The organism is Pseudomonas fragi, from assembly GCF_002269505.1.
GTDB classification, from domain to species: domain Bacteria; phylum Pseudomonadota; class Gammaproteobacteria; order Pseudomonadales; family Pseudomonadaceae; genus Aquipseudomonas; species Aquipseudomonas fragi_D.
Window position 1 is genome coordinate 42,857 of record NZ_NQKQ01000023.1, and the last position, 23,930, is coordinate 66,786.

Sequence of the window (23,930 nt, forward strand, 5' to 3'; positions counted from 1 at the left end):
CGCCGCCTCCTCGCTCATGCCCCGCCTTTAGCGCGACCGCTCGCGCATCATCCACTCGACCGTTTGCTCCAGATCCGCCGGTGGCGGCTCGGGAAGCTTTCTCAAGGTGGCGCTCAGCACACGCATTTGCTTGATAAAACGTCGGCAGTTCGGACAAAACAGCAAATGATGGCGCACTAGCAGGCGCTGACGAAAACTCAGCTGGCCATCCAGATAATCACTTGAACGCGCTACTTGCTGTTTACAGCTCAACATTCGCCGGTTTCCTCGAAATGCTCCACGGTCGCAAAGACTTTAAGTCGGGCGCGATGTATCAGCACCCTGACATTAGAGAGCGATATCTCAAGAATATTACAAATTTCTTCAAGCTCCAGCCCCTGGCGCTCGCGCAACACCAGCACACTGCTCTGCAACTGCGGCAGGCTGAGGAGCGTGTGCTCAAGGCACTCGCGCAGTTCTTCTTCGGTGAGCAAGGCGTCGGGGGTGTCCTGATGCCAGGCAAAAGGCGCCAGCAACCAGTGGCCATCGCTGGAAAACCGGTCATCGTCGACAGTACCGTGAGGCGAGGGTAAATCGTCGAGCAGCACTTCACGACGATTTTGCTTGTAGCGGTTTTTGGCCGAATTGGCGGTGATGGTCAGCAGCCAGGTTTTCAGGCTCGAGCGGCCCTCAAATCCGGACAGGTTACGCACCACTGACAGCCAGGCGTCCTGCACGATTTCGTCGGCATGGCGATTGCCGACGATCGCATAGGCCACGGCGCGCATGGCACTCTGGTAGGTGGTGACCAGCTCGCGAAAAGCCTGCTGATCGCCGGCCAACAGACGCTTGAGCAGTTCTGAGTCGTCGGCAGTTGCCATGCAGGTCTCCGCAACCGGAAAGTGATTTTTCTGTGTGAGAGCGGGCCAGCTATGACCTTAGCGCTTACGCAAAATCACGCTGCCAATCGAGTAGCCGGCACCGAACGAACTGAGCACTGCCAGCGAACCGCTTGGCAAGTCGTCCTGGTACTTATGGAAGGCGATCACCGAACCGGCCGAACTGGTATTGGCATAAGTGTCGAGAATCACCGGGGCTTCTTCGATCGAGGCTTCGCGGCCCAACAACTTGCGCACGATCAGATGGTTCATGCTCAAGTTGGCCTGGTGCAGCCAGAAACGCTTGACCTGGGCCACGTCCAGCTGGCTTTCCTGCAAATGCTGGCCGATCAACTCAGCCACCATCGGGCATACGTCACGGAAGACTTTGCGCCCTTCTTGTACGAACAGTTTGTCCGGGCTGTCAGCCGGCTCGTCAGACGCGCGGTTGAGGAAGCCGAAGTTGTTGCGGATATTGTTCGAGTAAGTGGTCAGCAGTTTGGTGCTGACGATGTCGAACTGGTGTTCGGACGTTGCCAGATCAGCACGTTCAACCACTACCGCGGTTGCCGCATCGCCAAAGATGAAGTGGCTGTCACGGTCACGAAAGTTCAGGTGGCCGGTGCACACTTCAGGGCTGATCAACAGCACTGCGCGGGCCTGGCCCAACTGCACACTGTTACTGGCGGTCTGAATACCGAAAGTCGCCGAGGAGCAGGCTACGTTCATGTCAAAGCCAAAGCCCTGGATGCCCAGCGCGTGCTGCACTTCGATAGCAATGGCAGGGTACGGGCGCTGCAGGTTGGAGCAGGCCACGATCACCCCGTCGATGTCAGCGGCGCTTTTACCCGCACGCTCCAGCGCCTGGTTGGCAGCGCCTACGGCCATTTCGCAGAGCACCGACATTTCGTCGTTGCTACGTTCAGGCAAGCGCGGACGCATGCGCTGAGGGTCAAGGATGCCGTCCTTGTCCATCACAAAGCGGCTTTTGATGCCCGAAGCCTTTTCGATAAAGGCTGCACTGGACTCGGCCAGAGGCTGGATGTCACCTGCCTCGATAGCCGCAGCGTGGTCCGCGTTGAACTGTTGCACATAGGTATTGAAAGACTGCACCAGCTCTTCGTTGGAGATGCTGTTGGCCGGGGTATACAGGCCGGTGCCGCTGATGACGACGTTATGCACGGTCGTTCCTCTATTCTGTTCAAGCAGAAGAAATTGAAATCGTTTCAGGTACTGATAGCCGCGAAGTTTGCCATAAAAGGCAGCATTTGGCGTTATTTACGGATCTTGCAGTGATCCCCCGTGGGAGCGGGCTTGCTCGCGATTGCAGCAACACGGTGCAAATGAAGGACCGCGTCACCTGCATCGCGAGCAAGCCCACGCTCACAGAACTGCAGGCTCAAGCGTCTACCAAACTCCACTGCTTACTCAGGCGTTTGTCCGAAATCGGCACCTTGGTCCCCAATTGCTGGCCGAACAACGACACGCGATATTCTTCCAGCCACCAGCGGTACAACTCAAGTTGCGGATCGCGCTTGCCTTCCTGCGCATGTTTGGTCGCACGCGCCTGGTACTGCGTCCACAAACCACTCAACTCACCACTCCAGACCCGGTCTTTTTGCACCTGGCCCGGCAGTTTTTCAAGGCGCATTTCTATCGCCTTGAGGTAGCGCGGCAGCTCTTTAAGCCACACAGCCGGGGTTTCACGGACAAAACCCGGGTACACCATATGGCTTAACTGCTGCTTGATGTCATTCAAGGCCACCGCCTGAGCCAGATCGATCTTGCCCTTGAAGCGTTTTTGCAGACCATGCCACAGCTTGAGGATGTCCAGGGTCAGCCTGGCCAGCTTTTCGGCGTGCTCGGTCCAGGCTCCGCGCTTGCGCTCGGCAAGCGAGGCCAGCCCGGCGCCATCACGGGGCAGTACCGCCTCGCCTTCCAGGATGCAGCTGTCCAGGCTGGCCAGCAGAATGTCCTCCACCAGACTCTCGACCCGGCCCAGCTCGCGGTACAAAAGGCCAAGCTCAGTCAGCCCTGGCAACTTGCCGCGCAGGAATTTCGCCGGCTCCGCCAGTTGCTGCATCAGCAAACGCTGCAATGCACGGCGATGCTGGTACTCGGCCTCGGCCGGGGTCGAGAAACGACCCTCCTTGACCGTATTGCCCTCTTCCACCAGCGCCGGGTAAACCGTCATCGACAGCCCGGCGATCTTCTGCTGGGTTTTCTCGGCGACCGGGGCAAACACCTTGGCTTCGACCGGCTGCTGGTTTTTCGCCGTTTGCGGCACGGCCAGTGCTGCCTGGCTGGCCTGGGCAAAGCGTGCCGTCAGCTCGGCAAGATCACGTCCCTCGCCGAGGAACTTGCCGTCTGCGTCGACCACCTCGATATTCATCTTCAGGTGACTTTCAACCTGCTGGGCCGCTTCTGCCCACGCCTCATCTCTGACCCTGGCGCCGGTCATGCGCAGCAATTCGCGGCCCAGTGTTTGTGGCAACGAACCTTGAGCAAACTCCATGCGCTGCAAAGCGGCCTTGACGAAGTCCGGCACCGGCACGAAGTTTTTGCGTAACGCTTTAGGCAGGCTGCGCACCAGAGCGATGCACTTGGCTTCGATCATGCCAGGCACCAGCCATTCCAGACGCTCGGGCGGCAACACCGGCAGCAGCGGCGCAGGCACTTTGACTGTCACGCCATCACGGGGATGGTTGGGTTCAAAGTGATAGCTCAGCTCCAGGGTCAAATCCCCCAAGTGCAGCGTATCGGGGTAATGTTTGGCCGTGATTTCGGTCGCTTCGCGGGCCAGCACGTCTTCTTCGCGCATGATCAGCAACTGCGGATCTTTCTGGCTGTTGACCCGATACCAGCTGTCAAATGTCGCGGTTTGGTGAATCTCGGCTGGCAGGCGGGCGTCATAAAACGCGTAAAGGGTTTCTTCATCCGCCAGAATGTCACGGCGCCGAGCCTTGGCCTCAAGCTCGTCGAGTTGTTCCAGCAACTGCGCATTGGCCGTCAGGCACTTGGCCCGCGACTGAATTTCGCCACGCACCAGGCCTTCGCGGATAAACAGCTCGCGTGCCAGCACCGGGTCAATCGGCCCATAATGCACGGCACGGCGCCCGACTACGATCAGACCGAACAGGGTGATCTGCTCATAAGCCACTACCTGGCCGCGCTTCTTCTCCCAATGGGGCTCGAAGTAGTTCTTTTTCACCAGATGCCCGGCCAGCGGTTCGATCCAGTCCGGCTCGATCTTGGCCACCATCCGCGCATACAGCTTGGTCGTTTCTACCAGTTCGGCAGTCATCAGCCATTGTGGGCGCTTTTTGCCAAGCCCCGAGGAAGGATGGATCCAGAACCGGCGCTGGCGCGCGCCCAGGTAGTCGCCCTCCTCGGTTTTTTGCCCGATCTGGCTCAGCAAGCCCGACAACACCGCCTTGTGCAGTTTCGGGTAGTCGGCCGGTTCCTGATTGACCGTAAGCTGCATATCGCGACAGATCAGGCTCAATTGGCGGTGGGAATCGCGCCACTCGCGCAACCGCAGATAGTTGAGGAAGTTCTTGCGGCACCAGTTGCGAAGCGGGCTGGCTGTCAGCGCCTGGCGCTGCTCCTCGAAACCGCGCCAAACGTTGATCAGACCGGCAAAGTCGGAGTCGACATCCTTCCATTGCGCGTGGGCCTGGTCCGCCGCTTGTTGACGCTCGGGCGGACGTTCACGCGGGTCTTGCACCGACATCGCACTGGCGACTATCAATACTTCCTGCAAACTGCCGAGCTTGGCGGCTTCAAGGAGCATGCGGCCCATGCGCGGGTCCACCGGCAAACGCGCCAGCTGGCGACCCAGCGGCGTAAGCTGGTTCTCGCGGTTAACCGCAGACAACTCTTGCAAGAGGTTGAAACCGTCGGTAATGGCCTTGCCATCTGGCGGTTCAATAAACGGAAACGCGGTGATTTCACCCAGACGCAGGTGCAGCATCTGCAAGATTACTGCCGCAAGGTTGGTACGCAAAATCTCGGGATCGGTAAACTCCGGGCGACCGTTAAAGTCTTCTTCGGCATACAGGCGCACGCAGATACCCGGCTCGACCCGGCCACAGCGGCCCTTGCGCTGGTTCGCACTGGCCTGGGAAATCGCCTCGATCGGCAGGCGCTGGACCTTGGCCCGGTAGCTGTAGCGACTGATGCGCGCAGTGCCGCTGTCGATCACATAACGAATGCCTGGCACAGTCAACGAGGTTTCCGCCACGTTGGTGGCCAGCACCACACGGCGGCCCGGGTGCGACTGGAAAATCCGCTGCTGCTCGGCAGGCGACAACCGCGCATACAACGGCAGGATTTCGGTGTGCTTGAGCTGCGCTTTGCGCAGCATGTCGGCGGCATCGCGGATTTCCCGCTCGCCAGGTAAAAACACCAGCACGTCACCGGGGCTTTTACGCTCACTGCGCTCGAACGCCGCAATCTCGTCCAGGGTCGCAATAATGGCCTGATCGACGCTCAGGTCTTCCTCGACGTGATTGCCCTCTTCGTCCTGCTCGGAAGTCAACGGCCTGTACCAGGTCTCGACCGGGAAGGTGCGGCCCGACACTTCGACGATAGGCGCGTCATTGAAGTGTTTGGAAAAACGCTCCAGATCGATGGTCGCCGACGTGATGATGACTTTCAGGTCGGGGCGACGCGGCAGAAGGATCTTCAGATAACCGAGCAGAAAGTCGATGTTCAGGCTGCGCTCGTGGGCTTCGTCGACGATGATCGTGTCATAGCGTTCGAGATAGCGGTCGTGCTGGGTTTCGGCCAGCAATATACCGTCGGTCATCAGCTTGATCAGGGTATTGGAATCGCTCTGATCCTCAAACCGCACCTGATAGCCGACCAGCGCTCCCAGCGGCGTGCCTAGCTCTTCTGCCACCCGGCTGGCAACACTGCGGGCCGCGATGCGGCGCGGTTGGGTGTGGCCAATCAGGCCGTGCTGCCCACGGCCGATTTCAAGGCAGATCTTGGGTAACTGGGTGGTTTTGCCCGAACCGGTTTCACCGGCCAGGATCAGCACCTGATGCTTGAGCAGCGCGGCCTTGATCTCGTCCCGCTTGGCGGCGATCGGCAGATTTTCGTCATAGCGAACCTGCGGCACACTGGCCGCCCGCGCTACCACCTGCGCACACGACGCCTGCACCCGTTCGGCCCAGGCTGCCAGCTTGGCGTCGTCAGGCTTTTTGCGCAGCTCATGCAACTGCCGGCGCAGCTTATGGCGGTCGGCAATCATGGCTTGATCGAGGTTTTTCAACAGTTGGTCGATAGCAGGCGATTCGTCAGTCATCAGGTGCGCAGAATTCTTCGTAAATGCAGGGGGCGGATTGTCGCAGATTTGGGCGCTCATGCACGAATCTGTAGGAATTTGCGCGTTGTCTTGTCCGCTGCATCCCCTACACTGCCCGCCTTGAAACTTGTAAGGAAAATCCCGTGAGACTTGTCGATTTGCTGCGCATGCTGTCGCTGGCAGGCATTTGGGGCGCCAGCTTTCTGTTTATGCGGATCATTGCACCGGTACTTGGGACCATTCCGACGGCTTTTTTTCGGGTTTCCATCGCCGCCACCGGCCTGGTGGTGATATTGACGTTGATGCGCGTGCGCTGGGATTTCGGCGGCAAACTCAAGGTGATACTGATTCTGGGGGTTATCAACTCAGGGGTTCCGGCCACGCTGTATTCGGTAGCGGCCCAGGTGTTGCCTGCCGGCTACTCATCGATCTTCAACGCCACCACGCCGTTGATGGGCGTGTTGATCGGCGGTCTGTTTTTCAGTGAAAAACTGACCCTGACCAAAATGGCCGGGGTGTTTCTCGGGCTGCTCGGTGTAGGCATTTTGACCCGAGCCGGGCCGGTCGCTTTCAATCTGGACTTGCTGATGGGTGCCCTCGCCTGTTTGCTGGCCACCACCTTTTATGGCTTTGCAGGCTTTTTGGCGCGCCGTTGGCTGGATCAGCAAGGCGGTCTCGACCCTCGTCTTTCGGCGCTGGGGAGCATGTTCGGGGCCACTTTGTTCCTGTTGCCGCTGTTCGGGCTGAGCGTGATCAATCAGCCACCGGCCAACTGGGGCGGGATGAGTGTCTGGCTGTCGTTGCTGGGTCTGGGGCTGGTGTGTACGGCGTTTGCCTACATCCTGTATTTCCGTTTGCTGACCAGCATTGGCCCGGTCAAATCCATGACCGTGACCTTTATGATCCCACCGTTTGGCGTGCTGTGGGGTGCGTTGTTTCTGGGCGAACCGCTGTCGATGGCGCACCTGTACGGCGGTCTGCTGATTGCCGTTGCGTTGTGGCTGGTGCTTAAGCCCGGGGCGGTAGCCAAATAACGGTTCCCACAACCCGCGCACGACATTAAATGCAACGACTCAACAGATTAAAAACACGCCAGAGTCGAGTAAAACAGTGGGCTTCATGCCCACTTAGTCAACGCCATGCCAAAACCCAGAACCGGGCTCAAACACCAACTGCTGAAATCTCGTGCCAGAGCATCTGCCAGCTCAGTATTGGCCAATGCGCTGCCAACCCCGGTAGCGTTCAAGTCCATTGATAGCCAAGCCCTTGAAGCACTGAATGACTGGGGAGATGACGTTCATTCTTTATGGGAAGAGGTGCCCATCTGGAAGGCCAAAGAGCCTTGGTCATTTGACGTATCGATCTGGTGCGGCCCGCAGCTCTGTGGGCTGTGTTTCGCCAATCCGAACCAGAGCCGCTTGCGTACCAGAATTGTCAGGCTCGAAGGCAAACCTGACAGCCGGCACCCTTTGAAAAACCGCATAGCCGCCCTTGCCATGTTTGCAGTCGAACAATACGCACGCCAGGTGGGGAGCCAGTGGCTGGAAATTCAAGAGCCGGCTCCGGGAGCCATGAAGGTCTACCAGGAACTCGGGTTTCAATTTGATGCATTTGGCCGCCTTGTTATCGCTTTAAAGAAGAGCTAGCATCGGTTTCAGTGCTCAATTAACAACCAAAACGGTGGCAAAATGCCGATTGTGATCACCACACCTGCCCCCTCCAGCGCCAAGCCCAACAGCGAAAGCAAACGTCTGTGCTCGCCTGTTTCGGCCTCTCAGCAACGCTTTTTGAGCGTTGCACTCAATGGCAGTAAAGCCGTTGAACCTGCCGGTGTTTTAGCGGGTAACTGATAAAAAAATTCAAAAAAAAACCGCTCTCGACAGAGCGGTTTTTTGTGTCTGTTGCAATCAGCCGAACAACCAGCGCCACAGCACTATTAGCACCAGCACCGCCAATATCGGCCGGGCAATACGGTACAGTTTGGGATTGCGACGTTTCCATTGCTTGACCACGCCACTGAAGCGGTCGCTGAAGCTTTTGCTCCAGGCATAGGCCTTGTTGATCCCGCCAACGCGTTCGTCGTCCAGGTTCTGCGGCGCAGTGGCCTTGCCCAGTTGCGCGCTGACCCAGCGATTGATCCGGGTCATCAACGGGCTGGTCAGTGGCCGCTCGATATCGCAGAACAGGATCACGCGGGTGATGTCGGTTTCGTTTTTGACCCAGTGGACGTAAGTCTCGTCGAACATCACGTCTTCACCATCACGCCAGGCGTATTCCTCGCCATCGACGAAGATGCGACAAGCATCGGAGTTGGGGGTAGACAGGCCGAGGTGGTAACGCAGGGAACCGGCAAACGGGTCGCGGTGCGGGTTGAGGTGGCTACCGCCAGGCAACAGGGCAAACATCGCACCCTTGACGTTGGGGATGCTGTTGACCAGCTCTACGGTCTTGGGGCATAGCAATTCGGCCGATGGCAGCGCCTTGTCGTACCACTTGAGGTAAAAACGCTTCCAGCCTTTTTTGAAGAACGAACCAAAACCTGCGTCGTTATTCTTTTCTGCGGCGCGAATATAGCCCTCGTCGAACAAGTGCATGGCTTCTTCGCGGATCACCTGCCAGTTGTCCTTGAGCACATCCAGCTCGGGGAACTTGCTGCGGTCCAGGTACGGCTTGGACGGCACACCGGAAAACAGGTACATCAAGGCGTTGTAGGGCGCAAAGAACGCAGAGTGGTTGACGAACTGGCGCAACACCGGCAACCGCGCCTTGCCACGCAAGTGCACGTAAAGGATGCTGCCGACAAACAGCAGTATGAGCCCTGCCTTGATGGCGAAGGATAAGGTCATGCAACAACTCCTCGAAAATACCGTGCGGCACCAATAGCCCGACGTGGCAGCCAGCCATGATAAACACTACCGGCGCAGGACAAAACCCGCGTGTCTAAACAATCAGTATTAAGTCGTACGTAACAACAGGCTGATTATGCAGAAACAAGGGCATTAGCCGCTTGATTTGAGTCAGTTGCACAGATTCGACGAGAGCCGGCGCACCAGCTCCCGCCCCACCCTGTTACTGGTGCAGTTCCTGCTCGCTGAACAGGTCGCTGAACAGGAAGCTCGACAGGTAACGCTCACCCGAATCAGGGAGGATCACGACGATGGTCTTGCCCTGCATTTCCGGGGTTTCTGCCAGGCGCACGGCCACGGCCATCGCAGCCCCGCAGGAGATCCCGCACAAGATGCCTTCTTCCTGCATCAGGCGCAGGGCCATGGCTTTGGATTCGTCATCGCTGACCAGTTCAACCTTGTCGACAATCGACAGATCAAGGTTTTTCGGTACGAAACCGGCGCCGATACCCTGGATCTTGTGCGGTGATGGCTTGATTTCTTCGCCTGCCAAGGCCTGGGTGATTACTGGCGAAGTGATGGGCTCGACGGCCACCGACAGGATCGGCTTGCCCTGGGTGTGCTTGATATAACGCGAAACCCCGGTAATCGTACCGCCGGTGCCGACGCCAGAAACCAGTACGTCAACGCCACCATCGGTGTCGTTCCAGATTTCCGGGCCGGTGGTTTTTTCGTGGATCGCGGGGTTGGCCGGGTTCTCAAACTGCTGCGGCATGAAATACTTGGCCGGGTCACTGGCCTGAATTTCTGCGGCCTTGTCTATCGCACCCTTCATGCCCTTGGCCGGCTCGGTGAGAACCAGTTCGGCGCCCAGCGCCTTGAGTACCTTGCGACGCTCGATGCTCATCGATGAGGGCATGGTCAGCATCAATTTGTATCCGCGCGCTGCTGCGACAAAAGCCAGGCCGATCCCCGTGTTCCCCGACGTGGGTTCGATAATGGTCATGCCCGGCTTGAGCACGCCGCGGCTTTCGGCATCCCAGATCATGTTGGCGCCAATCCGGCATTTAACCGAATAACCGGGGTTACGGCCCTCGATCTTGGCCAGGATGGTCACGCCACGCGGCGCAATGCTGTTGATCTGGACTAAAGGCGTATTGCCGATGGATTGGGCGTTGTCTGCATAAATGCGGCTCATGGCGGGGTCCTTGTGCACCTTTTGGGAAGATCCCAAGGGTAGGCCTCACGCTGACATGCGTCCAGTCATGGCGTGACGCCTCATTCAGGGACTGAATGGCGCGTCTGCGTTCACCTCGGGCGGGCAGCGCGTTATAGTCGGACATACTTTTCAGTTCTCCCGCCCTGCCCTTTGCAGGGCCCGGGTCATGGTTTGAGGAATTGCAGATGAAGTTTGAAGGCACACGCGCCTATGTGGCCACCGATGACCTGAAGCTGGCGGTCAACGCGGCCATTACCCTGGAGCGTCCGTTGCTGGTCAAGGGCGAGCCCGGCACCGGCAAAACCATGCTTGCCGAGCAACTGGCCGAGTCCTTTGGCTGCAAGCTGATCACCTGGCACATCAAGTCCACCACCAAGGCCCACCAGGGCCTCTACGAGTACGACGCGGTGAGCCGCCTGCGTGACTCGCAACTGGGTGTCGACAAGGTTCACGATGTGCGCAACTACCTTAAAAAGGGCAAGTTGTGGGAAGCCTTCGAGGCCGAAGAACGCGTCATCCTGCTGATCGACGAAATCGACAAGGCAGACATCGAGTTCCCCAATGACTTGCTGCAAGAACTCGACAAGATGGAGTTCTACGTTTACGAGACCGATGAGACGATCAAGGCTAAGGTGCGTCCGATCATCATCATTACCTCCAATAACGAGAAAGAGCTGCCGGACGCCTTCCTGCGCCGCTGTTTCTTCCACTACATCAGCTTCCCGGACCGCACCACGCTGCAGAAAATCGTCGATGTGCACTTCCCCGACATCAAGAAAGAGCTTGTCAGCGAGGCGCTGGACGTGTTTTTCGACGTACGCAAGGTTCCGGGCCTGAAGAAAAAGCCCTCGACTTCCGAGCTGGTGGACTGGCTCAAGCTGCTGATGGCCGACAATATCGGCGAAGCGGTTTTACGCGAACGCGACCCCACTAAGGCCATACCGCCGCTAGCGGGTGCCCTGGTGAAAAACGAGCAAGACGTGCAATTGCTTGAACGCCTGGCGTTTATGAGCCGTCGTCCCAATCGCTGATTTTTCCGGAAGGCGATAAGCATGCTGCTTAATCTGTTCAATGAAATGCGTGCGGCCAAGGTGCCGGTCTCGGTGCGTGAACTGCTGGACCTGATCAACGCCCTGAAAAACCGCGTGACCTTCGCCGACATGGACGAGTTCTATTACCTGGCCCGAACGATTCTAGTGAAGGACGAGCGTCACTTCGACAAGTTCGACCGGGCGTTTGGCGCCTATTTCAATGGTCTGCAAAACCTCAACGAGCACCTTGAGGCCCTGATCCCCGAAGACTGGTTGCGCAAGGAATTCGAACGCTCGCTGAGCGACGAAGACCGCGCCCAGTTGCAATCACTGGGTGGGCTGGACAAGCTGATCGAGGCGTTCAAACAACGTCTTGAAGAGCAAAAGGAACGCCATGCCGGGGGCAACAAATGGATCGGCACCGGCGGCACCAGCCCGTTCGGCTCGGGCGGCTATCACCCGGAAGGCATCCGCGTGGGCGATGCCGGGGCGCGCCAGGGCAAGGCGGCCAAGGTCTGGGAGCAACGGGAATACAAAAACCTGGATGATCAGGTTGAACTGGGCACGCGCAATATCAAGGTCGCGCTGCGCCGCCTGCGTAAATTCGCTCGCCAGGGCGCGGCGGACGAGCTGGATATCGATGGCACCATCGACCACACCGCCCGCGATGGCGGCCTGCTGAATATCCAGATGCGCCCGGAACGGCGCAATAACATCAAGCTGCTGTTGCTGTTCGATATCGGCGGTTCGATGGATTCCCACATCAAAATTTGCGAAGAACTGTTTTCGGCCTGTCGCACCGAGTTCAAGCATCTTGAGTACTACTACTTTCACAACTTCATTTATGAGTCGGTGTGGAAGAACAACCAGCGGCGCCAGGTTGAACGCATCTCGACCCAGGATTTGCTGAACAAATACGGTGCCGATTACAAAGTGATTTTTATCGGTGACGCGGCAATGGGGCCCTACGAGATCACCCATGCCGGTGGCAGCGTTGAGCACTGGAACGAAGAGCCGGGCTACAAGTGGATGCAGCGCTTTATGGAAAAGTACAAAAAGCTGATCTGGATTAACCCCTACCCCAAGGACACCTGGCACTACACGGCCTCGACGGGAATTGTGCGTGACCTGATCGAAGACCGCATGTATCCCCTGACCCTGGACGGGCTGGAAGAAGGAATGCGCTTTTTGGCGAAGTGATGGCGCTGCCTGAACTTACACGCCGCGCAAGGCGTTAAATTCAGCAAGCGCCCGATTGTTCCGGCTAAAGCTTTTCGGGAGCTACTTCCCGAACCAACCGAATTTGAGAAAACAACGGGCAAAGGCTTTGACCAGATCTGAATCTTCCCGGTCCACCTTATTGTTATTGTTCACATCAAAGTTGATGGCTTCGCCTTCACCAGTACCATCGCCGTTGGTATAAAACGAAGCCCCGTAGGCGATGGTCTCATCACGGGGGTCACCTTCGCCCTGATGAAAATGCATGCGCACTGTATCCGGGTTGCCATCGGCATCAAAATCCTCTGCGCTGATCTTCAAGTACTTGTCGAAGGGAGCATCAACGCTATACCAATTGAATAGAAGGAACATCTGTGCCAATTCAATCGCCAGGTTATCGTCCTTTCTATCGATAACGCCATCACCGTTCATATCGTCCGCGATCACCCAGTCGAGCTTTCCATCTTCGGTAATGTCGAAAGCAACGGCTCGCTTTACTCGCGTGTGCGGGGAGCTGCTGTCGTCATAAAAATCCAGATAAATCGTATCGGGTGCATTATCGTCCAGAACGTCTTGGGCATGTATTTTCAAATAGCGCATTGGCAAGGCTCCGCAGAAAGAGCTGTCACGATAGATATTTCCCCAGTGTCAATCGAGTCAACAAATAATCCGCGAAGTGTGAGAATCCTTACTTTAAGCAGACGAATCTCTTCATGTAGCGCAGATGCTGTTCATGAGCCATTTCTTGCATTACGGGCACCATACGCACAGCTTCACCTGGTAAAGACTGTGCCAGGCGCGCCATTGCCAGCGGTGTCAGAGCCCCCAGCCGCGGGTAGCCGCCAATAGTCTGGCGATCATTGAGCAGCACGATCGGCTGGCCATCGGGTGGCACCTGAATGGCACCCAGCGGTATCCCTTCAGAAATCATCGGGGCTCCCTGATAAACCAGCTCCGGCCCAAGCAAACGAATGCCCATGCGATCTGCACGACTATCGAGAGTCCACGGCAGGTTGAAGGCATCGAAGGTACTCTGCCCCGTGAAATCACCGATTTGCGCCCCAAGGATCACGTCCAGCCGCGGGTTCGCCGCAAACACAGGAACATGTTCGCGAGGTATGTCACGCAGCGCTTGAACAATGCCGTGATAACGCAGCTCGTCGCCGGCAACCAATCCGCGACCAAAACCATCCGGCCCACCGAGCTGCTCGCGGGCGACAGTCGCGCAACTGCCCAGTACTTGCGGCGCAACAAAGCCTGCGGGCGCAGCCAGATAAGCCCGGGCACCGCTCAGCGGCCGGGTAAATGCCAGGGTCTGGCCTTGCTTCAGGGCAAAACTGCGCCAGGGCTTGAGCGGTTGCCCGTCGATGGTGGCCGCCAGGTCCGCGCCCGCCAGTGCCAGAGAGCAATCGGCCTTGGCAACCACGCTCAGGCCACCCAGAGTGACTTCGATAACCGCCGCATCCGGCGAATTACCCAGCAGCCAGTTGGCCCATGCCATCGACAGCCAGTCCGCGGCACCGCCCTGGGTCACGCCCAGATGGCGCACACCAAAGCGTCCGGCGTCTTGCAGCAGGCACAACGGGGTGCTGGCCTGAATCAATAAATGGCTCATGCCAGGGCCTCCTGAGGCGTGTCATCACCGCCCAGACGGATGAATTCAGCGTGGGTAATGGGTGCAAAACGCACGGTATCGCCGGGCTGCATCAGGCTGTAGCCCTCGCGCTCGCGATCAAACAGCGCACTTGGAGTGCGGCCGATCAGGTTCCAGCCGCCGGGGGATTGCGCCGGGTAAGCAGCCGTCTGACGCTCCGCAATCCCGACGCTGCCGCTGGCAACGCGCTTGCGCGGGGTGTTCAGCCGCGGTGCGGCCAAAGACTCTTCAACCAGCCCCATAAAGGCGAAGCCCGGAGCAAAACCCAGGGCAAACACCTGGTATTCGTGTTCGCTGTGACGGCGTATGACCTCGCTCACCGAGCAGCCCGCACGCGTGGCCAGCAAGCTGAGTTCCGGGCCAACGCTCAAGTCGTACCACACCGGCAGCACATGGCACTGGCCACTGTTTCGAGTTCCCGGGCGCAAGTCGGTCAGAGCCTCGGCGATCAGCTCACGGGCCTGGGCCGGGCTTAGCACCAGCCCGTCGTAATGCACCATAAGCGTCGTGTAGGACGGCACCAGATCGATTAACTGTCCGGCAAAGCTGGCCCGTAGCCGTTCACTCGCAGCCAGCATCCACGGCATGTTGCTTTCGGCAATTTCATCGAACAGACGCAGCATCAGGCAGTCGATAGCGACCACTTCGATACGCGGCTTCATGCATGGGCCTGCTGGTCCAGAGCCTCGCGTATACGCTGCACGGCAGCGACCGAACTGGCGTTGTCGCCATGCACGCACAGGGTATTGGCGTGCAGATGCAAGGCGCTGCCATCACTGGCTACCAGGGCCTTGCCCGATGCAATGGTCAGGGCCTGCTGCACGATAACGTCTGCCTCATGGTGCACGGCACCCGGCAATTGTCGCGAGACCAACCGCCCGGCGCTGTCGTAGGCGCGGTCGGCAAAGGCTTCAAACCACAGGGTGACACCGAACTCATCGCCGATCGCCTGGGCAGCACGGTTGTCGCGAGTGGCCATCAGCATCAGCGGCAAGCTCGCATCGTAAGCCGCCACGGCCTGTATTACTGCCCGCAACTGTGCCGGGTTGGCCATCATGTCGTTGTACATCGCGCCGTGGGGTTTGACGTAACTGACCTGCGTGCCCTGAGCACAGCAAATACCGTCCAGCGCGCCGATTTGATAGTGCAACAGGTCTTGCAGCTCTTGCGCCGAATAGCTCATGGAGCGGCGGCCAAAGCCGGCCAGGTCCTGATACGCCGGGTGCGCGCCGATTTTTACGTTTTGCGCCACGGCCAGTGCCACGGTTTTGCGCATGATGCCCGGGTCGCCGGCGTGGAAGCCGCAGGCGATGTTGGCGCAATCGATAAACGGCATGACTTCGGCATCCAGGCCCATGGTCCAGATGCCGAAACTCTCACCAATGTCGCAATTCAATAACAGGCGGCTCACGATGATGCTCCTGTGGTCTTTTTATAAATTAGAGGTGAGGCATTTTTCGACAAGCACAGGTCATTCGTCCAACTAATAAAAGCCGGACACGCACATAAGAAAAATTTGATTGCTTCTGTGGGAGCGAACTTGCTCGCACCCACAGTTCAGAGGTGGGTCAGTAACTGCGCTCGCGGCGGGCAATCCGTTCGCGCTGGCGTTTGCCGCCAAGCACGACCCAGTCCACCAGCCGCACGAACCCCTCGATGATAAAGGAGAACAACAAGGCGCCCGCCATGGCCCAGCCAATAGCACTCGGCGACAGCAATACCTGGTAGGTATAGGCGTTCAGGGTTTCTTCGCGAATGGCCGGGTCAGCCGCATAGGCTACCTGCAGGGCGCGCATGTACCACGGGCCCTGCATGGCCTGGAACTGCTCATCGAGCAGGCGCTGACGGCTGAGCAAGGTACCGAGGCTGCCGGCATCACTGCGAAACACCGGGTCGTCACTGGCCTGATAATGGGCGACCAGGGCTTGCAGGTCGCCCTTGAAAAACTGGTTGGCGGTGTTCTGGAAACCCGCCAGTCCGGTTTGCGCCTCGATCAGATGAGCTTCGACGCGATTGGCGTAATCATTGATAAACCCCGGCACTTGCACACCGATCAACAGGCCCAGGGTAAACAGCACCAACCGCAGGTAGCTCAAGAACATACACGCCCTTCCTTATTCGGTTGTGCCCTGGCTGACGCATTCACCACGTCGCCACAGGCTCCATTGGCCCGGCTCGTAGCGCGTCCAGGTTTCGTTTTCAGTCAGAGGCTCGGTGGCAATCACGGTGACTACATCGTTGGGCGTGGTTTCTGCCTGAAAATCGACGATAACGTCGACATCTTTCAGGCGCGCCGGGCCAAACGGGGCTCGCCGGGTAATTTGCGCCAGCTTTGTCGAGCAATAGCAAAATAACCAGTCGCCATCACTGAGCAGGCAATTGAACACGCCTTTGCTGCGAAACTCGGCGCAGGCCTCAACCAGCACCGGCAGAATGCGTTCGACGTCAACCGGCTCCGGGAAGGCTTCGCGGACCCGGTTGAGCAGGTCACAGAACGCCGCTTCGCTGTCAGTGTCACCAACAGGGCGGTAAAAACTCGTGCTCGGAGAAAAGTCGGCCAACTGGCCGTTGTGCGCAAAACACCAGTTGCGCCCCCACAGTTCGCGAACAAACGGGTGGGTATTGGACAGGCACACCTTGCCCACGTTGGCCTGGCGGATATGGCCAATCACCACTTCGCTTTTGATCGGATAACGCTGTACCAGCAGGGCGACTTCGGAGTCGCAACTGGCGGCAGGGTCCTGGAACAGACGCAGGCCACGGCCTTCATAGAAGGCAATGCCCCAGCCATCGCGATGCGGGCCAGTACGCCCGCCGCGCTGCATCAAGCCGGTAAAGCTGAACACAATATCAGTCGGGACGTTGGCGCTCATGCCCAATAATTCACACACGCTCGCACTCTCGCATTCGGGCTGGACGAAACAACATTACAACCGCGGCTCGACCCGGGATGGGCCCGATGCACGCGGCGCACTCTTTGGCGCGTAACGATCATCACCGGCCGAGCCAAACGGCTGGTCGTCTTCAGGATCAAGACTACGCGCCTTGGCGACCGCGTCTGCTTGCGCCTTGCGAGCCTTGCCGGCACGCTCGATCGGCCAGCGGATCAGCACAAATACGGCATAAACGCAGAGCGCAATAATGGCGTACATCAGCAGGTCAGAGACCGCGCGCCAGGCGTTGTCGCCCACTTTGAAGGCCAGATCCAGCGCGGCAATCGCCACTGCCGGAGCAAATTTCTCTTTGACCGGGTCAATAATAGTGGGGCTAAACAGCAACACGGCCATCAATACACGCAGCGGTTCACGCAACCAGCGCCACATGAAGCGGGTCAGGCGGCACCACACGAGCAGGCAGCCCAAGGCAGCAAAGGCGTAAAGGCCCCAGGCGATCAGATAGTCGTTCTCGGTCATGGTATCCATGGTCGGCAGGCAATGAGACGCTATGATAACGACTTTTAGGCAGTGCGGCTGCAACGCCGTCAGCGTCACTTCTTTTTAATGCAGATTTCAGAGCACACTCAATGACCGAATCAGCCTACCCAAACAGCGCACCTATCGCACACAAGACTGAGGGTTCAGACCCTTACTCGTGGCTGCAAAACCGCGACAGTGATGAGGTTTTGGACTACCTGAAAGCCGAAAACAGCTATCAGGAGGCACAGCTCGCCGACCAGGCCGCATTGCGTGAGACGCTGTTTCAAGAGATCAAGGGGCGGATTCGCGAAACTGATCTGTCGCTGCCCTCCCCTTGGGGCCCGTATCTGTATTACACGCGCACCAACGCCGGCGATGAATACGCCCGCCACTACCGTTGCCCGCGCCCGGCCGATGACAGCCAGCAGGTGGACGAGAACGCCGAACATTTGTTGCTGGACCCCAATGCATTGGCCGATGGTGGCTTTATTTCTCTGGGGGCGTTCAGCATCAGCCCAGATCACCAGCGCCTGGCCTACAGCCTGGATACCAGCGGCGAAGAAACCTACCGCCTGTTTGTCAAAGAGCTGGGCAGCGGCACGGTCACCGAGCTGCCGTTTGAAGACTGCGATGGAAGCATGACCTGGGCGAATGACAGCCAGACCCTGTTTTTCGCCGGGCTGGACGACACCCATCGTCCGCACAAGTTATTTCGCCACACCCTCGGCGAAACAGCTGCCCATGAAGTCTTCCATGAAGCGGACGGGCGGTTTTTCCTGCACTGCTACCGCTCAAGCTCCGAGCAACAACTGATTTTGTTGCTTAACAGTAAAACCACCAGCGAAACCTGGGTACTGGACGCCAACCAGCCGCGCCAACCCTTCAGCTGTCTGGCACCACGGGTTGAAAACCACGACTACAGCGTCGATCACGGTCTGTTTGAAGGCCAGTGGGCGTGGTTTATCCGCACCAATCAGGATGGCATCAACTTTGCCCTGTATTACGCCTTCGGCGAGGTGCCGTCACGCAATGACTGGCAGCCACTGATCGCCCATAGCGACAGCGTGATGCTGGAAGGCATGACCCTCAACGCCCAAGCCTTGTGCCTGAGTCTGCGCGAGGGCGGCTTGCCCATTATCGAAATCCGTCCTGAAGGCCTGGCGCCATATCGCGTGCAACTGCCGGACGCGGCCTACAGCCTGTATGTGCAAGACAGCCTGGAATTTGACAGCAAGCACATTCGCCTGCGCTACGAGGCGCTGAATCGTCCGGCGCAAGTACGCCAACTGACACTGAGCACCGGCAAACAAAGCGTGCTGAAGGAAACTCCGGTATTGGGGGCGTTCAATGCCGATGACTACGTCAGCCATCGCCTGTGGGCTACCGCACCTGACGGCACTCAGGTGCCGATCAGCCTGGTGGTCAAACGCGACGTGCTGGGCAAGCCCGTGCCGCTCTACCTGTATGGCTACGGCGCTTATGGTGAATGCCTCGATCCGTGGTTTTCCCATGCCCGCCTGAGCCTGCTCGACCGCGGTGTGGCATTTGCCATTGCCCATGTGCGCGGCGGTGGCGAGCTGGGTGAAGCCTGGTATCGCGCCGGCAAGCAGGAACACAAACACAACACCTTCAGCGACTTTATCGCCTGTGCCGAACACCTTATCGACCAAGGGCTGACCCGCAGCGAACAGTTGGTCATCAGTGGTGGCAGCGCGGGCGGCCTGCTGATTGGCGCGGTCCTCAACCAGCGGCCAGAGCTGTTCAAGGCAGCCATTGCCGAAGTGCCGTTTGTGGATGTGCTCAACACCATGCTCGACCCGGACTTGCCCTTGACCGTTACCGAATACGACGAGTGGGGCAACCCGCAAGAGCCGCAGGTGTATGAACGCATCAAGGCCTACGCGCCGTACGAAAACGTCACTGCCCAGGCCTACCCGGCGATGCTGGTGATTGCCGGCTACAACGACAGTCGCGTGCAATATTGGGAAGCGGCCAAATGGGTGGCCAAACTGCGCGCCAGCAAAACTGACAACAACCTGCTGCTGCTCAAGACCGAGCTGGAGGCGGGCCATGGCGGCATGAGCGGGCGCTATCAGGGTTTGCGCGACGTGGCGCTGGAGTACGCATTTGTGTTCAAGGTACTGGAGATTCAGTAACGTCCGACCACCCGCCTGCGGCCCTGTAGTCGCTGACGAGCGGAGCGAGGCTGCGATAAGGTCTGAAGGTCGCAAGCCCAACGCAGCCTCGCTCCGCTCGTCAGCGATTACAGAGCCACGGGCCTCAATCCTGGGCTGGCCTGGCTTTTACGTCCTTGATTTCAAGCCCCGGCAGCGGCTGATCCTTGGGCGGCTGCGGCAAGTCGATCGGTGGCAGTGGTATCAGGCTGCTGCCGGCCACAGGCTTGGGCACGGCGCGCGGGGTGATTTGCGGGTACGGGGTTGGCGTGGCGGTGCCCGGCGAACCCGGTGCGGGCGTCACGGGGGTACTCGGGACTGTAGTTAATTCCGCTGCCTGGGCTGCACTTATCAAGAGCGCGTACCCTGCAATGGCCGTTAGAATAGTGCGTTTCATCAATCACTCCGTTGCCAGACCGGCTTGTCTGCCCTCAGGCTACTCGTAACCTGCGGTTTTTGCCCCCTTCAATGAGATTTCCATGAAACGTTTTGTTTTGCTCGACACCACCCCGATCCCCGAAAACGGCGGTGCCTTGTGCCTGTTCGAGTATGGCGAAGACTTCGTGATCAAGATTCAGGGCGGCGATGGCGGCCAGCTGATGAACACCCGCATGCACGGTTCCGAAGACGCGCTGGCAGAAATCCCCTGCCGCAAAGTCGCCGGTCGCCCGCAATCGCGGGTACTGATCGGCGGCCTGGGCATGGGCTTTACCCTGGCCTCGGCGCTCAAGCACCTGGGCAAAACGGCTGAAGTAGTAGTTGCCGAGCTGGTACCCGGCGTTGTGGAATGGAACCGCGGCCCGCTGGGCGAAAAATCAGGCAATCCATTGCAAGACCCGCGCACCGTGATTCGCTTGGAAGACGTGGCCAAGGTGCTGCAAGCCGAACCCAACGGCTTTGACGCAATCATGCTCGACGTCGACAACGGCCCCGAAGGCCTGACCCAAAAAGCCAATAGCTGGCTGTATTCGGCCGGCGGCCTGAGTGTCTGCGCCAAGGCCTTACGCCCCAAAGGCGTACTGGCGGTATGGTCTGCCAGCGCCGACAAACAGTTTTCGGACAAACTGCGCAAAGCCGGTTTCAAGGCTGAAGAAGTCCAGGTGTTTGCCCACGGCAACAAGGGCACCCGACACACCATCTGGATTGCAGAAAAAATCAAAGGCTGATCAACAGCTAAACTTAACGACATAACCGTCATTAGTCTTACAAGGTGAACCCATGAGTTCGGCGAATCCACCCTCCAACACCGCCAAGCTGGACCGTATCCTGGCCGATGCCCAGCGTGACCGCGAAATGGGCTACCGCGACAAGGCCCTGAAAATGTACCCCCACGTGTGCGGCCGCTGCGCCCGTGAATTTGCCGGCAAGCGCCTGAGCGAGCTGACCGTTCACCACCGCGACCACAACCACGACAACAACCCGCAGGACGGCTCCAACTGGGAGCTGTTGTGCCTGTACTGCCACGACAACGAACACTCGCGCTATACCGACCAGCAGTACTTCTCGGACAGCTCCACCAGCAGCCCGAAAATCGCCAAGGCCACCCACAACCCGTTCGCCGCACTGGCCGGGCTGATGAAGAAAGACGAGTAGCCTTGTGCTGTAGTCGCTGGCGCAGGCTGCGAATGGTTGCGGAGCAACCCGTTTCTTGGAGCCCCCACAGATCCCTTCGCAGCCTGCGGCAGCGACTACAGATAGCAGCCCACCCTGTACCAATGCCGTATACTCGCGTCTTTTTTCGCAAGGGCTCGGGCACGTGGCAAACAAACGGTACAGCTGCATTGGTTTGTATAACCCCAAATCACCGGAAAACGTCGGCTCGGTGATGCGTGCGGCTGGTTGCTACAACGTGGCGTCAGTGTTTTACACTGGCAAGCGCTATGAACGCGCCCGCGACTTCATCACCGATACCAAGAAGGTCCATCAGGACATCCCGTTGATCGGTATCGACGATCTGAAAAAAATCATCCCGCTGGGCTGCATTCCCGTCGCCGTAGAAATGGTCGAGGGCGCACGCCCTTTGCCCGAGTACACCCACCCCGACAGGGCAATTTATATCTTTGGCCCGGAAGACGGATCGCTGGGCAAGGATGTACTCGAATGGTGTGAGGACGTGATCTACATCCCCACCACCGGCTGCATGAACCTGGCAGCAACAGTCAACGTGGTGCTCTACGACCGCTTGGCCAAGGGCAACAATACCCGTTCCGGACCCAAGTTCGGCTAGGTCAGACCTTGCCTCTGTTCTGCTGGCTGGCACTCCAGTCCACCAGCAGGCTGTAGGCGATGGCGAGCAAGGTGGGGCCAATAAACAGGCCGATAAAGCCAAAAGCGATCAACCCGCCGAATACGCCCAGCAGCACGATCACCAGTGGCAGGTTACCGCCCCGGCTGATCAGGTAAGGCTTGAGCACGTTATCGACACCGCTGATGATCAGCGTGCCCCATATACCGAGAAAGATCGCCATCCCGTAGTCACCCTTCCAGGCCAGCCAGGCTGTGGCCGGCACCCAGATCAGCGGCGGCCCCATCGGGATCAGGCTGAGCAGGAACGTGGCCAGCCCCAACACCAGCGCCCCCGGCACACCGGCAATCAGAAAGCCGATCAGCGCCAGTAATGCCTGCGCCGCTGCGGTGCCAATCACACCGTTGACCACGCGCTGTACCGTGCCCGCCACCAGCTCCTGATAATAATCCGCGCGCTCACCGATCAGGCGCTCCAGCAGCCCGTGAACAAAACTCGCCAGCCGCGGCCCGTCACGATAGAAAAAGAACACAAAGACAATGCTCAGCGTCAGTTCCAGAATACCGCTGCCGATCTGCGCACTGCGCGCCAGCAGCCAGTTGCCGACCTGGCCCAGGTAAGGCTTGATGGCCACCAGCATGGCAGCGCCCTGCTCGTCGATAGTGTTCCAGATACCCACCAGACGCTCCCCCACCAGCGGCAGACCGGCCAGCCAGGCCGGAGCCTCGGGCAACCCCTCAAGCTGTACATCCTTGACGAAGGTAGTGGCATCGCGCACATGATCTGCCAGGTTCAACCCCAGCCACACCAGCGGCCCGGCCACCAGCAGCATCCAGCCCAGGGTCAGGATGCTGGCAGCGAGCGACTCGCGACCGCCGAGCAAACGTGTCAGCAAACGCATCAGGGGCCAACTGGCAAATGCCAGCACCGCGCCCCAGAACAAGGCCGACCAGAAAGGGGCCATCACCCACAGGCTGGCACCGAACAACACCAGGAGCAAAATCTGCACCAGCAGGCGATCGTTATTGAGCATGTGTGTTCCACAGAAAATTCAGAAATCAAAGAAGGACGACGACTACGCAGAGTGTAGTCGTCGTTTGCACAGGTTTAACGCAACAGTTCGATGCGCAACCCTTTGGCCTGGCCGTCACCCAGTTCCAGGCGCGATGCCCGTACACCGTTAGCGATCAGCGCATCGCGCCAGGCGCCAGCCTTGGCCCCGGTCAAACTGACCCTGGAGGTCGCGTCAAGGTTCAGCGCCCGGGAAATCAATGGCAGCCACTGTGCGTCCGGCTCACCTACAAGCTTGGGGAAATCCAGCTCGCCCGTGCTTTTGAGCTGGCGTTGCAGGGTGGCCGGGGTTGGCAATAGTTCACCCAGGTCGGCGCTCGCCTGCATCTGTTCAACCTGCAGGTAGGCTTTGCGATTGCCCCGATTGATCCCATACAGGGCAACCAGCTGGTTCTGGTCCGGGGCGGCACGGCGCAGCAACAAGTACGACTGCTGTTCGTCGGAGCCTACCAGCTTGGAGTTGCCGAACACTTCATTGGCCCACAGGCTGCTTTCGCCGCAGTCACGGGCCTGGCACCAGAACAGCAGCTCGGCACCCTGTTTCTGCAGGGCCTCACGGGCTGCGGTAAAGGCTTCGGTGGCCGAATGTTCGGCAGGCAACTCATAGGTGACAGCCGTGGTCTGGCCACGGGCAGTAACCTGCCCCTCAAATCGCAAGCGGCCGCTGATCTTGCGGATCGAGCCCATCGGGTAGATACGTTCAACATCAGGCCGCACGCTGTAATCGACAATCTGCGCGTCGGCAAGGCGCGGTACATCCGGCAAATCACTGCTGCCAGGCACATCGCTGGCCCAGAGTAACGGGCTCAGACAGCCCAGGCCCAGAGCCAGGATAAATCGGCTGGGTATATTCATCGGCGTACTTCACCGGGTGATGACGTGTGGCTC

General features: G+C 58.8%; 25 protein-coding genes. 9 read left to right on the forward strand and 16 right to left on the reverse strand.

The features are described from left to right. Window positions 1-27: 27 nt before the first annotated feature. The 4 genes from CJU81_RS18105 to hrpA all read right to left on the reverse strand — a co-directional run bounded on the left by CJU81_RS18105 (window position 28) and on the right by hrpA (window position 6,168). A complete protein-coding gene (locus CJU81_RS18105) occupies window positions 28-255 on the reverse strand; it encodes an anti-sigma factor family protein (protein ID WP_095037724.1) in 228 nt (75 codons plus the stop codon). Beyond that, window positions 249-860 (reverse strand): RNA polymerase sigma factor, encoded by a 612-nt coding sequence (locus tag CJU81_RS18110; RefSeq protein WP_095037725.1) that lies wholly within the window; start codon window positions 858-860, stop codon window positions 249-251. The genes CJU81_RS18105 and CJU81_RS18110 overlap by 7 nt, the downstream gene beginning before the upstream one ends. 57 nt (window positions 861-917) lie before the next feature. Continuing rightward, window positions 918-2,039: a beta-ketoacyl-ACP synthase III gene (locus CJU81_RS18115; RefSeq protein ID WP_095037726.1), complete on the reverse strand. Its 1,122-nt coding sequence runs from the start codon at window positions 2,037-2,039 to the stop codon at window positions 918-920. A gap of 217 nt (window positions 2,040-2,256) precedes the next feature. Further along, window positions 2,257-6,168 carry an ATP-dependent RNA helicase HrpA gene (hrpA, locus tag CJU81_RS18120; RefSeq protein ID WP_095037756.1) on the reverse strand — a complete coding sequence of 1,304 codons (3,912 nt, stop codon included), beginning with the start codon at window positions 6,166-6,168 and terminating at the stop codon, window positions 2,257-2,259. 143 nt (window positions 6,169-6,311) lie between these two features. Here hrpA and CJU81_RS18125 point away from each other — a divergent pair, with 143 nt between their 5' ends. From CJU81_RS18125 to CJU81_RS24105, 3 genes are all read left to right on the forward strand, one after another. After that, window positions 6,312-7,202, forward strand: a complete 891-nt coding sequence (locus CJU81_RS18125; protein WP_095037727.1) for a DMT family transporter — start codon at window positions 6,312-6,314, stop codon at window positions 7,200-7,202. 177 nt (window positions 7,203-7,379) lie between these two features. Next, window positions 7,380-7,814 (forward strand): hypothetical protein, encoded by a 435-nt coding sequence (locus CJU81_RS18130; RefSeq protein ID WP_369679448.1) that lies wholly within the window; start codon window positions 7,380-7,382, stop codon window positions 7,812-7,814. A 42-nt stretch (window positions 7,815-7,856) separates the two neighbouring features. After that, window positions 7,857-8,018, forward strand: a complete 162-nt coding sequence (locus CJU81_RS24105) for a hypothetical protein (protein WP_176464872.1) — start codon at window positions 7,857-7,859, stop codon at window positions 8,016-8,018. Window positions 8,019-8,075: 57 nt separating this feature from the next. On the opposite strand, the gene CJU81_RS18135 is transcribed toward CJU81_RS24105, so the two are convergent. After that, entirely contained in the window at window positions 8,076-9,014 is a 939-nt protein-coding gene (locus tag CJU81_RS18135) for an aspartyl/asparaginyl beta-hydroxylase domain-containing protein (RefSeq protein ID WP_095037729.1), read from the reverse strand. A 223-nt stretch (window positions 9,015-9,237) separates the two neighbouring features. Next, window positions 9,238-10,212, reverse strand: coding sequence for a cysteine synthase A (gene cysK, locus CJU81_RS18140; RefSeq protein WP_095037730.1), 975 nt, complete (start codon window positions 10,210-10,212; stop codon window positions 9,238-9,240). A 206-nt stretch (window positions 10,213-10,418) separates the two neighbouring features. On the opposite strand from cysK, the gene CJU81_RS18145 reads away from it, so the two are divergent. Further along, the gene (locus tag CJU81_RS18145; protein ID WP_016781663.1) at window positions 10,419-11,264 is read left to right on the forward strand and encodes an AAA family ATPase; all 846 of its coding nucleotides are present in this window, start codon (window positions 10,419-10,421) and stop codon (window positions 11,262-11,264) included. Window positions 11,265-11,285: 21 nt separating this feature from the next. After that, window positions 11,286-12,464 carry a vWA domain-containing protein gene (locus tag CJU81_RS18150; RefSeq protein ID WP_095037731.1) on the forward strand — a complete coding sequence of 393 codons (1,179 nt, stop codon included), beginning with the start codon at window positions 11,286-11,288 and terminating at the stop codon, window positions 12,462-12,464. Window positions 12,465-12,545: 81 nt separating this feature from the next. Here the strand turns inward: CJU81_RS18150 and CJU81_RS18155 are convergent, their stop codons facing one another. From CJU81_RS18155 to CJU81_RS18185, 7 genes are all read right to left on the reverse strand, one after another. Beyond that, the gene (locus CJU81_RS18155; RefSeq protein ID WP_095037732.1) at window positions 12,546-13,082 is read right to left on the reverse strand and encodes a hypothetical protein; all 537 of its coding nucleotides are present in this window, start codon (window positions 13,080-13,082) and stop codon (window positions 12,546-12,548) included. Window positions 13,083-13,170: 88 nt separating this feature from the next. Further along, window positions 13,171-14,097 (reverse strand): biotin-dependent carboxyltransferase family protein, encoded by a 927-nt coding sequence (locus CJU81_RS18160; RefSeq protein WP_095037733.1) that lies wholly within the window; start codon window positions 14,095-14,097, stop codon window positions 13,171-13,173. Beyond that, entirely contained in the window at window positions 14,094-14,798 is a 705-nt protein-coding gene (locus tag CJU81_RS18165) for a 5-oxoprolinase subunit B family protein (protein ID WP_095037734.1), read from the reverse strand. The genes CJU81_RS18160 and CJU81_RS18165 overlap by 4 nt, the downstream gene beginning before the upstream one ends. Then, entirely contained in the window at window positions 14,795-15,547 is a 753-nt protein-coding gene (locus CJU81_RS18170; protein ID WP_095037735.1) for a 5-oxoprolinase subunit PxpA, read from the reverse strand. The genes CJU81_RS18165 and CJU81_RS18170 overlap by 4 nt, the downstream gene beginning before the upstream one ends. 157 nt (window positions 15,548-15,704) lie before the next feature. Continuing rightward, window positions 15,705-16,238 (reverse strand): DUF2937 family protein, encoded by a 534-nt coding sequence (locus CJU81_RS18175; protein WP_095037736.1) that lies wholly within the window; start codon window positions 16,236-16,238, stop codon window positions 15,705-15,707. Between the two features lie 12 nt (window positions 16,239-16,250). Beyond that, entirely contained in the window at window positions 16,251-17,027 is a 777-nt protein-coding gene (locus CJU81_RS18180; RefSeq protein WP_095037737.1) for a class II glutamine amidotransferase, read from the reverse strand. 36 nt (window positions 17,028-17,063) lie between these two features. Further along, window positions 17,064-17,558, reverse strand: a complete 495-nt coding sequence (locus CJU81_RS18185; protein ID WP_095037738.1) for an MFS transporter — start codon at window positions 17,556-17,558, stop codon at window positions 17,064-17,066. Between the two features lie 101 nt (window positions 17,559-17,659). Between CJU81_RS18185 and CJU81_RS18190 the strand changes: the two genes are divergently transcribed. Beyond that, window positions 17,660-19,708 carry a S9 family peptidase gene (locus CJU81_RS18190; protein ID WP_095037739.1) on the forward strand — a complete coding sequence of 683 codons (2,049 nt, stop codon included), beginning with the start codon at window positions 17,660-17,662 and terminating at the stop codon, window positions 19,706-19,708. A 124-nt stretch (window positions 19,709-19,832) separates the two neighbouring features. Here the strand turns inward: CJU81_RS18190 and CJU81_RS18195 are convergent, their stop codons facing one another. After that, window positions 19,833-20,123: a hypothetical protein gene (locus CJU81_RS18195; RefSeq protein WP_095037740.1), complete on the reverse strand. Its 291-nt coding sequence runs from the start codon at window positions 20,121-20,123 to the stop codon at window positions 19,833-19,835. Between the two features lie 82 nt (window positions 20,124-20,205). Between CJU81_RS18195 and CJU81_RS18200 the strand changes: the two genes are divergently transcribed. The 3 genes from CJU81_RS18200 to CJU81_RS18210 all read left to right on the forward strand — a co-directional run bounded on the left by CJU81_RS18200 (window position 20,206) and on the right by CJU81_RS18210 (window position 21,953). Beyond that, window positions 20,206-20,892 (forward strand): spermidine synthase, encoded by a 687-nt coding sequence (locus CJU81_RS18200; RefSeq protein WP_095037741.1) that lies wholly within the window; start codon window positions 20,206-20,208, stop codon window positions 20,890-20,892. Between the two features lie 52 nt (window positions 20,893-20,944). Beyond that, window positions 20,945-21,319, forward strand: a complete 375-nt coding sequence (locus tag CJU81_RS18205) for a YajD family HNH nuclease (protein ID WP_095028817.1) — start codon at window positions 20,945-20,947, stop codon at window positions 21,317-21,319. 163 nt (window positions 21,320-21,482) lie between these two features. Beyond that, window positions 21,483-21,953, forward strand: coding sequence for an RNA methyltransferase (locus CJU81_RS18210; RefSeq protein WP_016781674.1), 471 nt, complete (start codon window positions 21,483-21,485; stop codon window positions 21,951-21,953). A 1-nt stretch (window position 21,954) separates the two neighbouring features. Here CJU81_RS18210 and CJU81_RS18215 read toward each other — a convergent pair whose 3' ends face one another. Continuing rightward, on the reverse strand, window positions 21,955-23,004 hold the full coding sequence (locus CJU81_RS18215; protein WP_095037742.1) for an AI-2E family transporter: 1,050 nt from the start codon (window positions 23,002-23,004) through the stop codon (window positions 21,955-21,957). 74 nt (window positions 23,005-23,078) lie between these two features. Continuing rightward, window positions 23,079-23,897 carry a DUF4892 domain-containing protein gene (locus tag CJU81_RS18220; RefSeq protein WP_095037743.1) on the reverse strand — a complete coding sequence of 273 codons (819 nt, stop codon included), beginning with the start codon at window positions 23,895-23,897 and terminating at the stop codon, window positions 23,079-23,081. Window positions 23,898-23,930: the final 33 nt, after the last annotated feature.

Bases quoted from the DNA above. Each gene is read 5' to 3' on its own strand.
- CJU81_RS18150 (WP_095037731.1), top strand. From the start codon at position 11,286: ATGCTGCTTAATCTGTTCAATGAAATGCGTGCGGCCAAGGTGCCGGTC.
- hrpA (WP_095037756.1), bottom strand. From the start codon at position 6,168: ATGACTGACGAATCGCCTGCTATCGACCAACTGTTGAAAAACCTCGAT.
- CJU81_RS18135 (WP_095037729.1), bottom strand. From the start codon at position 9,014: ATGACCTTATCCTTCGCCATCAAGGCAGGGCTCATACTGCTGTTTGTC.
- cysK (WP_095037730.1), bottom strand. From the start codon at position 10,212: ATGAGCCGCATTTATGCAGACAACGCCCAATCCATCGGCAATACGCCT.
- CJU81_RS18220 (WP_095037743.1), bottom strand. From the start codon at position 23,897: ATGAATATACCCAGCCGATTTATCCTGGCTCTGGGCCTGGGCTGTCTG.
- CJU81_RS18105 (WP_095037724.1), bottom strand. From the start codon at position 255: ATGTTGAGCTGTAAACAGCAAGTAGCGCGTTCAAGTGATTATCTGGAT.
- CJU81_RS18200 (WP_095037741.1), top strand. From the start codon at position 20,206: ATGAAACGTTTTGTTTTGCTCGACACCACCCCGATCCCCGAAAACGGC.
- CJU81_RS18205 (WP_095028817.1), top strand. From the start codon at position 20,945: ATGAGTTCGGCGAATCCACCCTCCAACACCGCCAAGCTGGACCGTATC.
- CJU81_RS18110 (WP_095037725.1), bottom strand. From the start codon at position 860: ATGGCAACTGCCGACGACTCAGAACTGCTCAAGCGTCTGTTGGCCGGC.
- CJU81_RS18155 (WP_095037732.1), bottom strand. From the start codon at position 13,082: ATGCGCTATTTGAAAATACATGCCCAAGACGTTCTGGACGATAATGCA.
- CJU81_RS24105 (WP_176464872.1), top strand. From the start codon at position 7,857: ATGCCGATTGTGATCACCACACCTGCCCCCTCCAGCGCCAAGCCCAAC.
- CJU81_RS18160 (WP_095037733.1), bottom strand. From the start codon at position 14,097: ATGAGCCATTTATTGATTCAGGCCAGCACCCCGTTGTGCCTGCTGCAA.
- CJU81_RS18190 (WP_095037739.1), top strand. From the start codon at position 17,660: ATGACCGAATCAGCCTACCCAAACAGCGCACCTATCGCACACAAGACT.
- CJU81_RS18165 (WP_095037734.1), bottom strand. From the start codon at position 14,798: ATGAAGCCGCGTATCGAAGTGGTCGCTATCGACTGCCTGATGCTGCGT.
- CJU81_RS18195 (WP_095037740.1), bottom strand. From the start codon at position 20,123: ATGAAACGCACTATTCTAACGGCCATTGCAGGGTACGCGCTCTTGATA.
- CJU81_RS18145 (WP_016781663.1), top strand. From the start codon at position 10,419: ATGAAGTTTGAAGGCACACGCGCCTATGTGGCCACCGATGACCTGAAG.
- CJU81_RS18215 (WP_095037742.1), bottom strand. From the start codon at position 23,004: ATGCTCAATAACGATCGCCTGCTGGTGCAGATTTTGCTCCTGGTGTTG.
- CJU81_RS18185 (WP_095037738.1), bottom strand. From the start codon at position 17,558: ATGGATACCATGACCGAGAACGACTATCTGATCGCCTGGGGCCTTTAC.
- CJU81_RS18175 (WP_095037736.1), bottom strand. From the start codon at position 16,238: ATGTTCTTGAGCTACCTGCGGTTGGTGCTGTTTACCCTGGGCCTGTTG.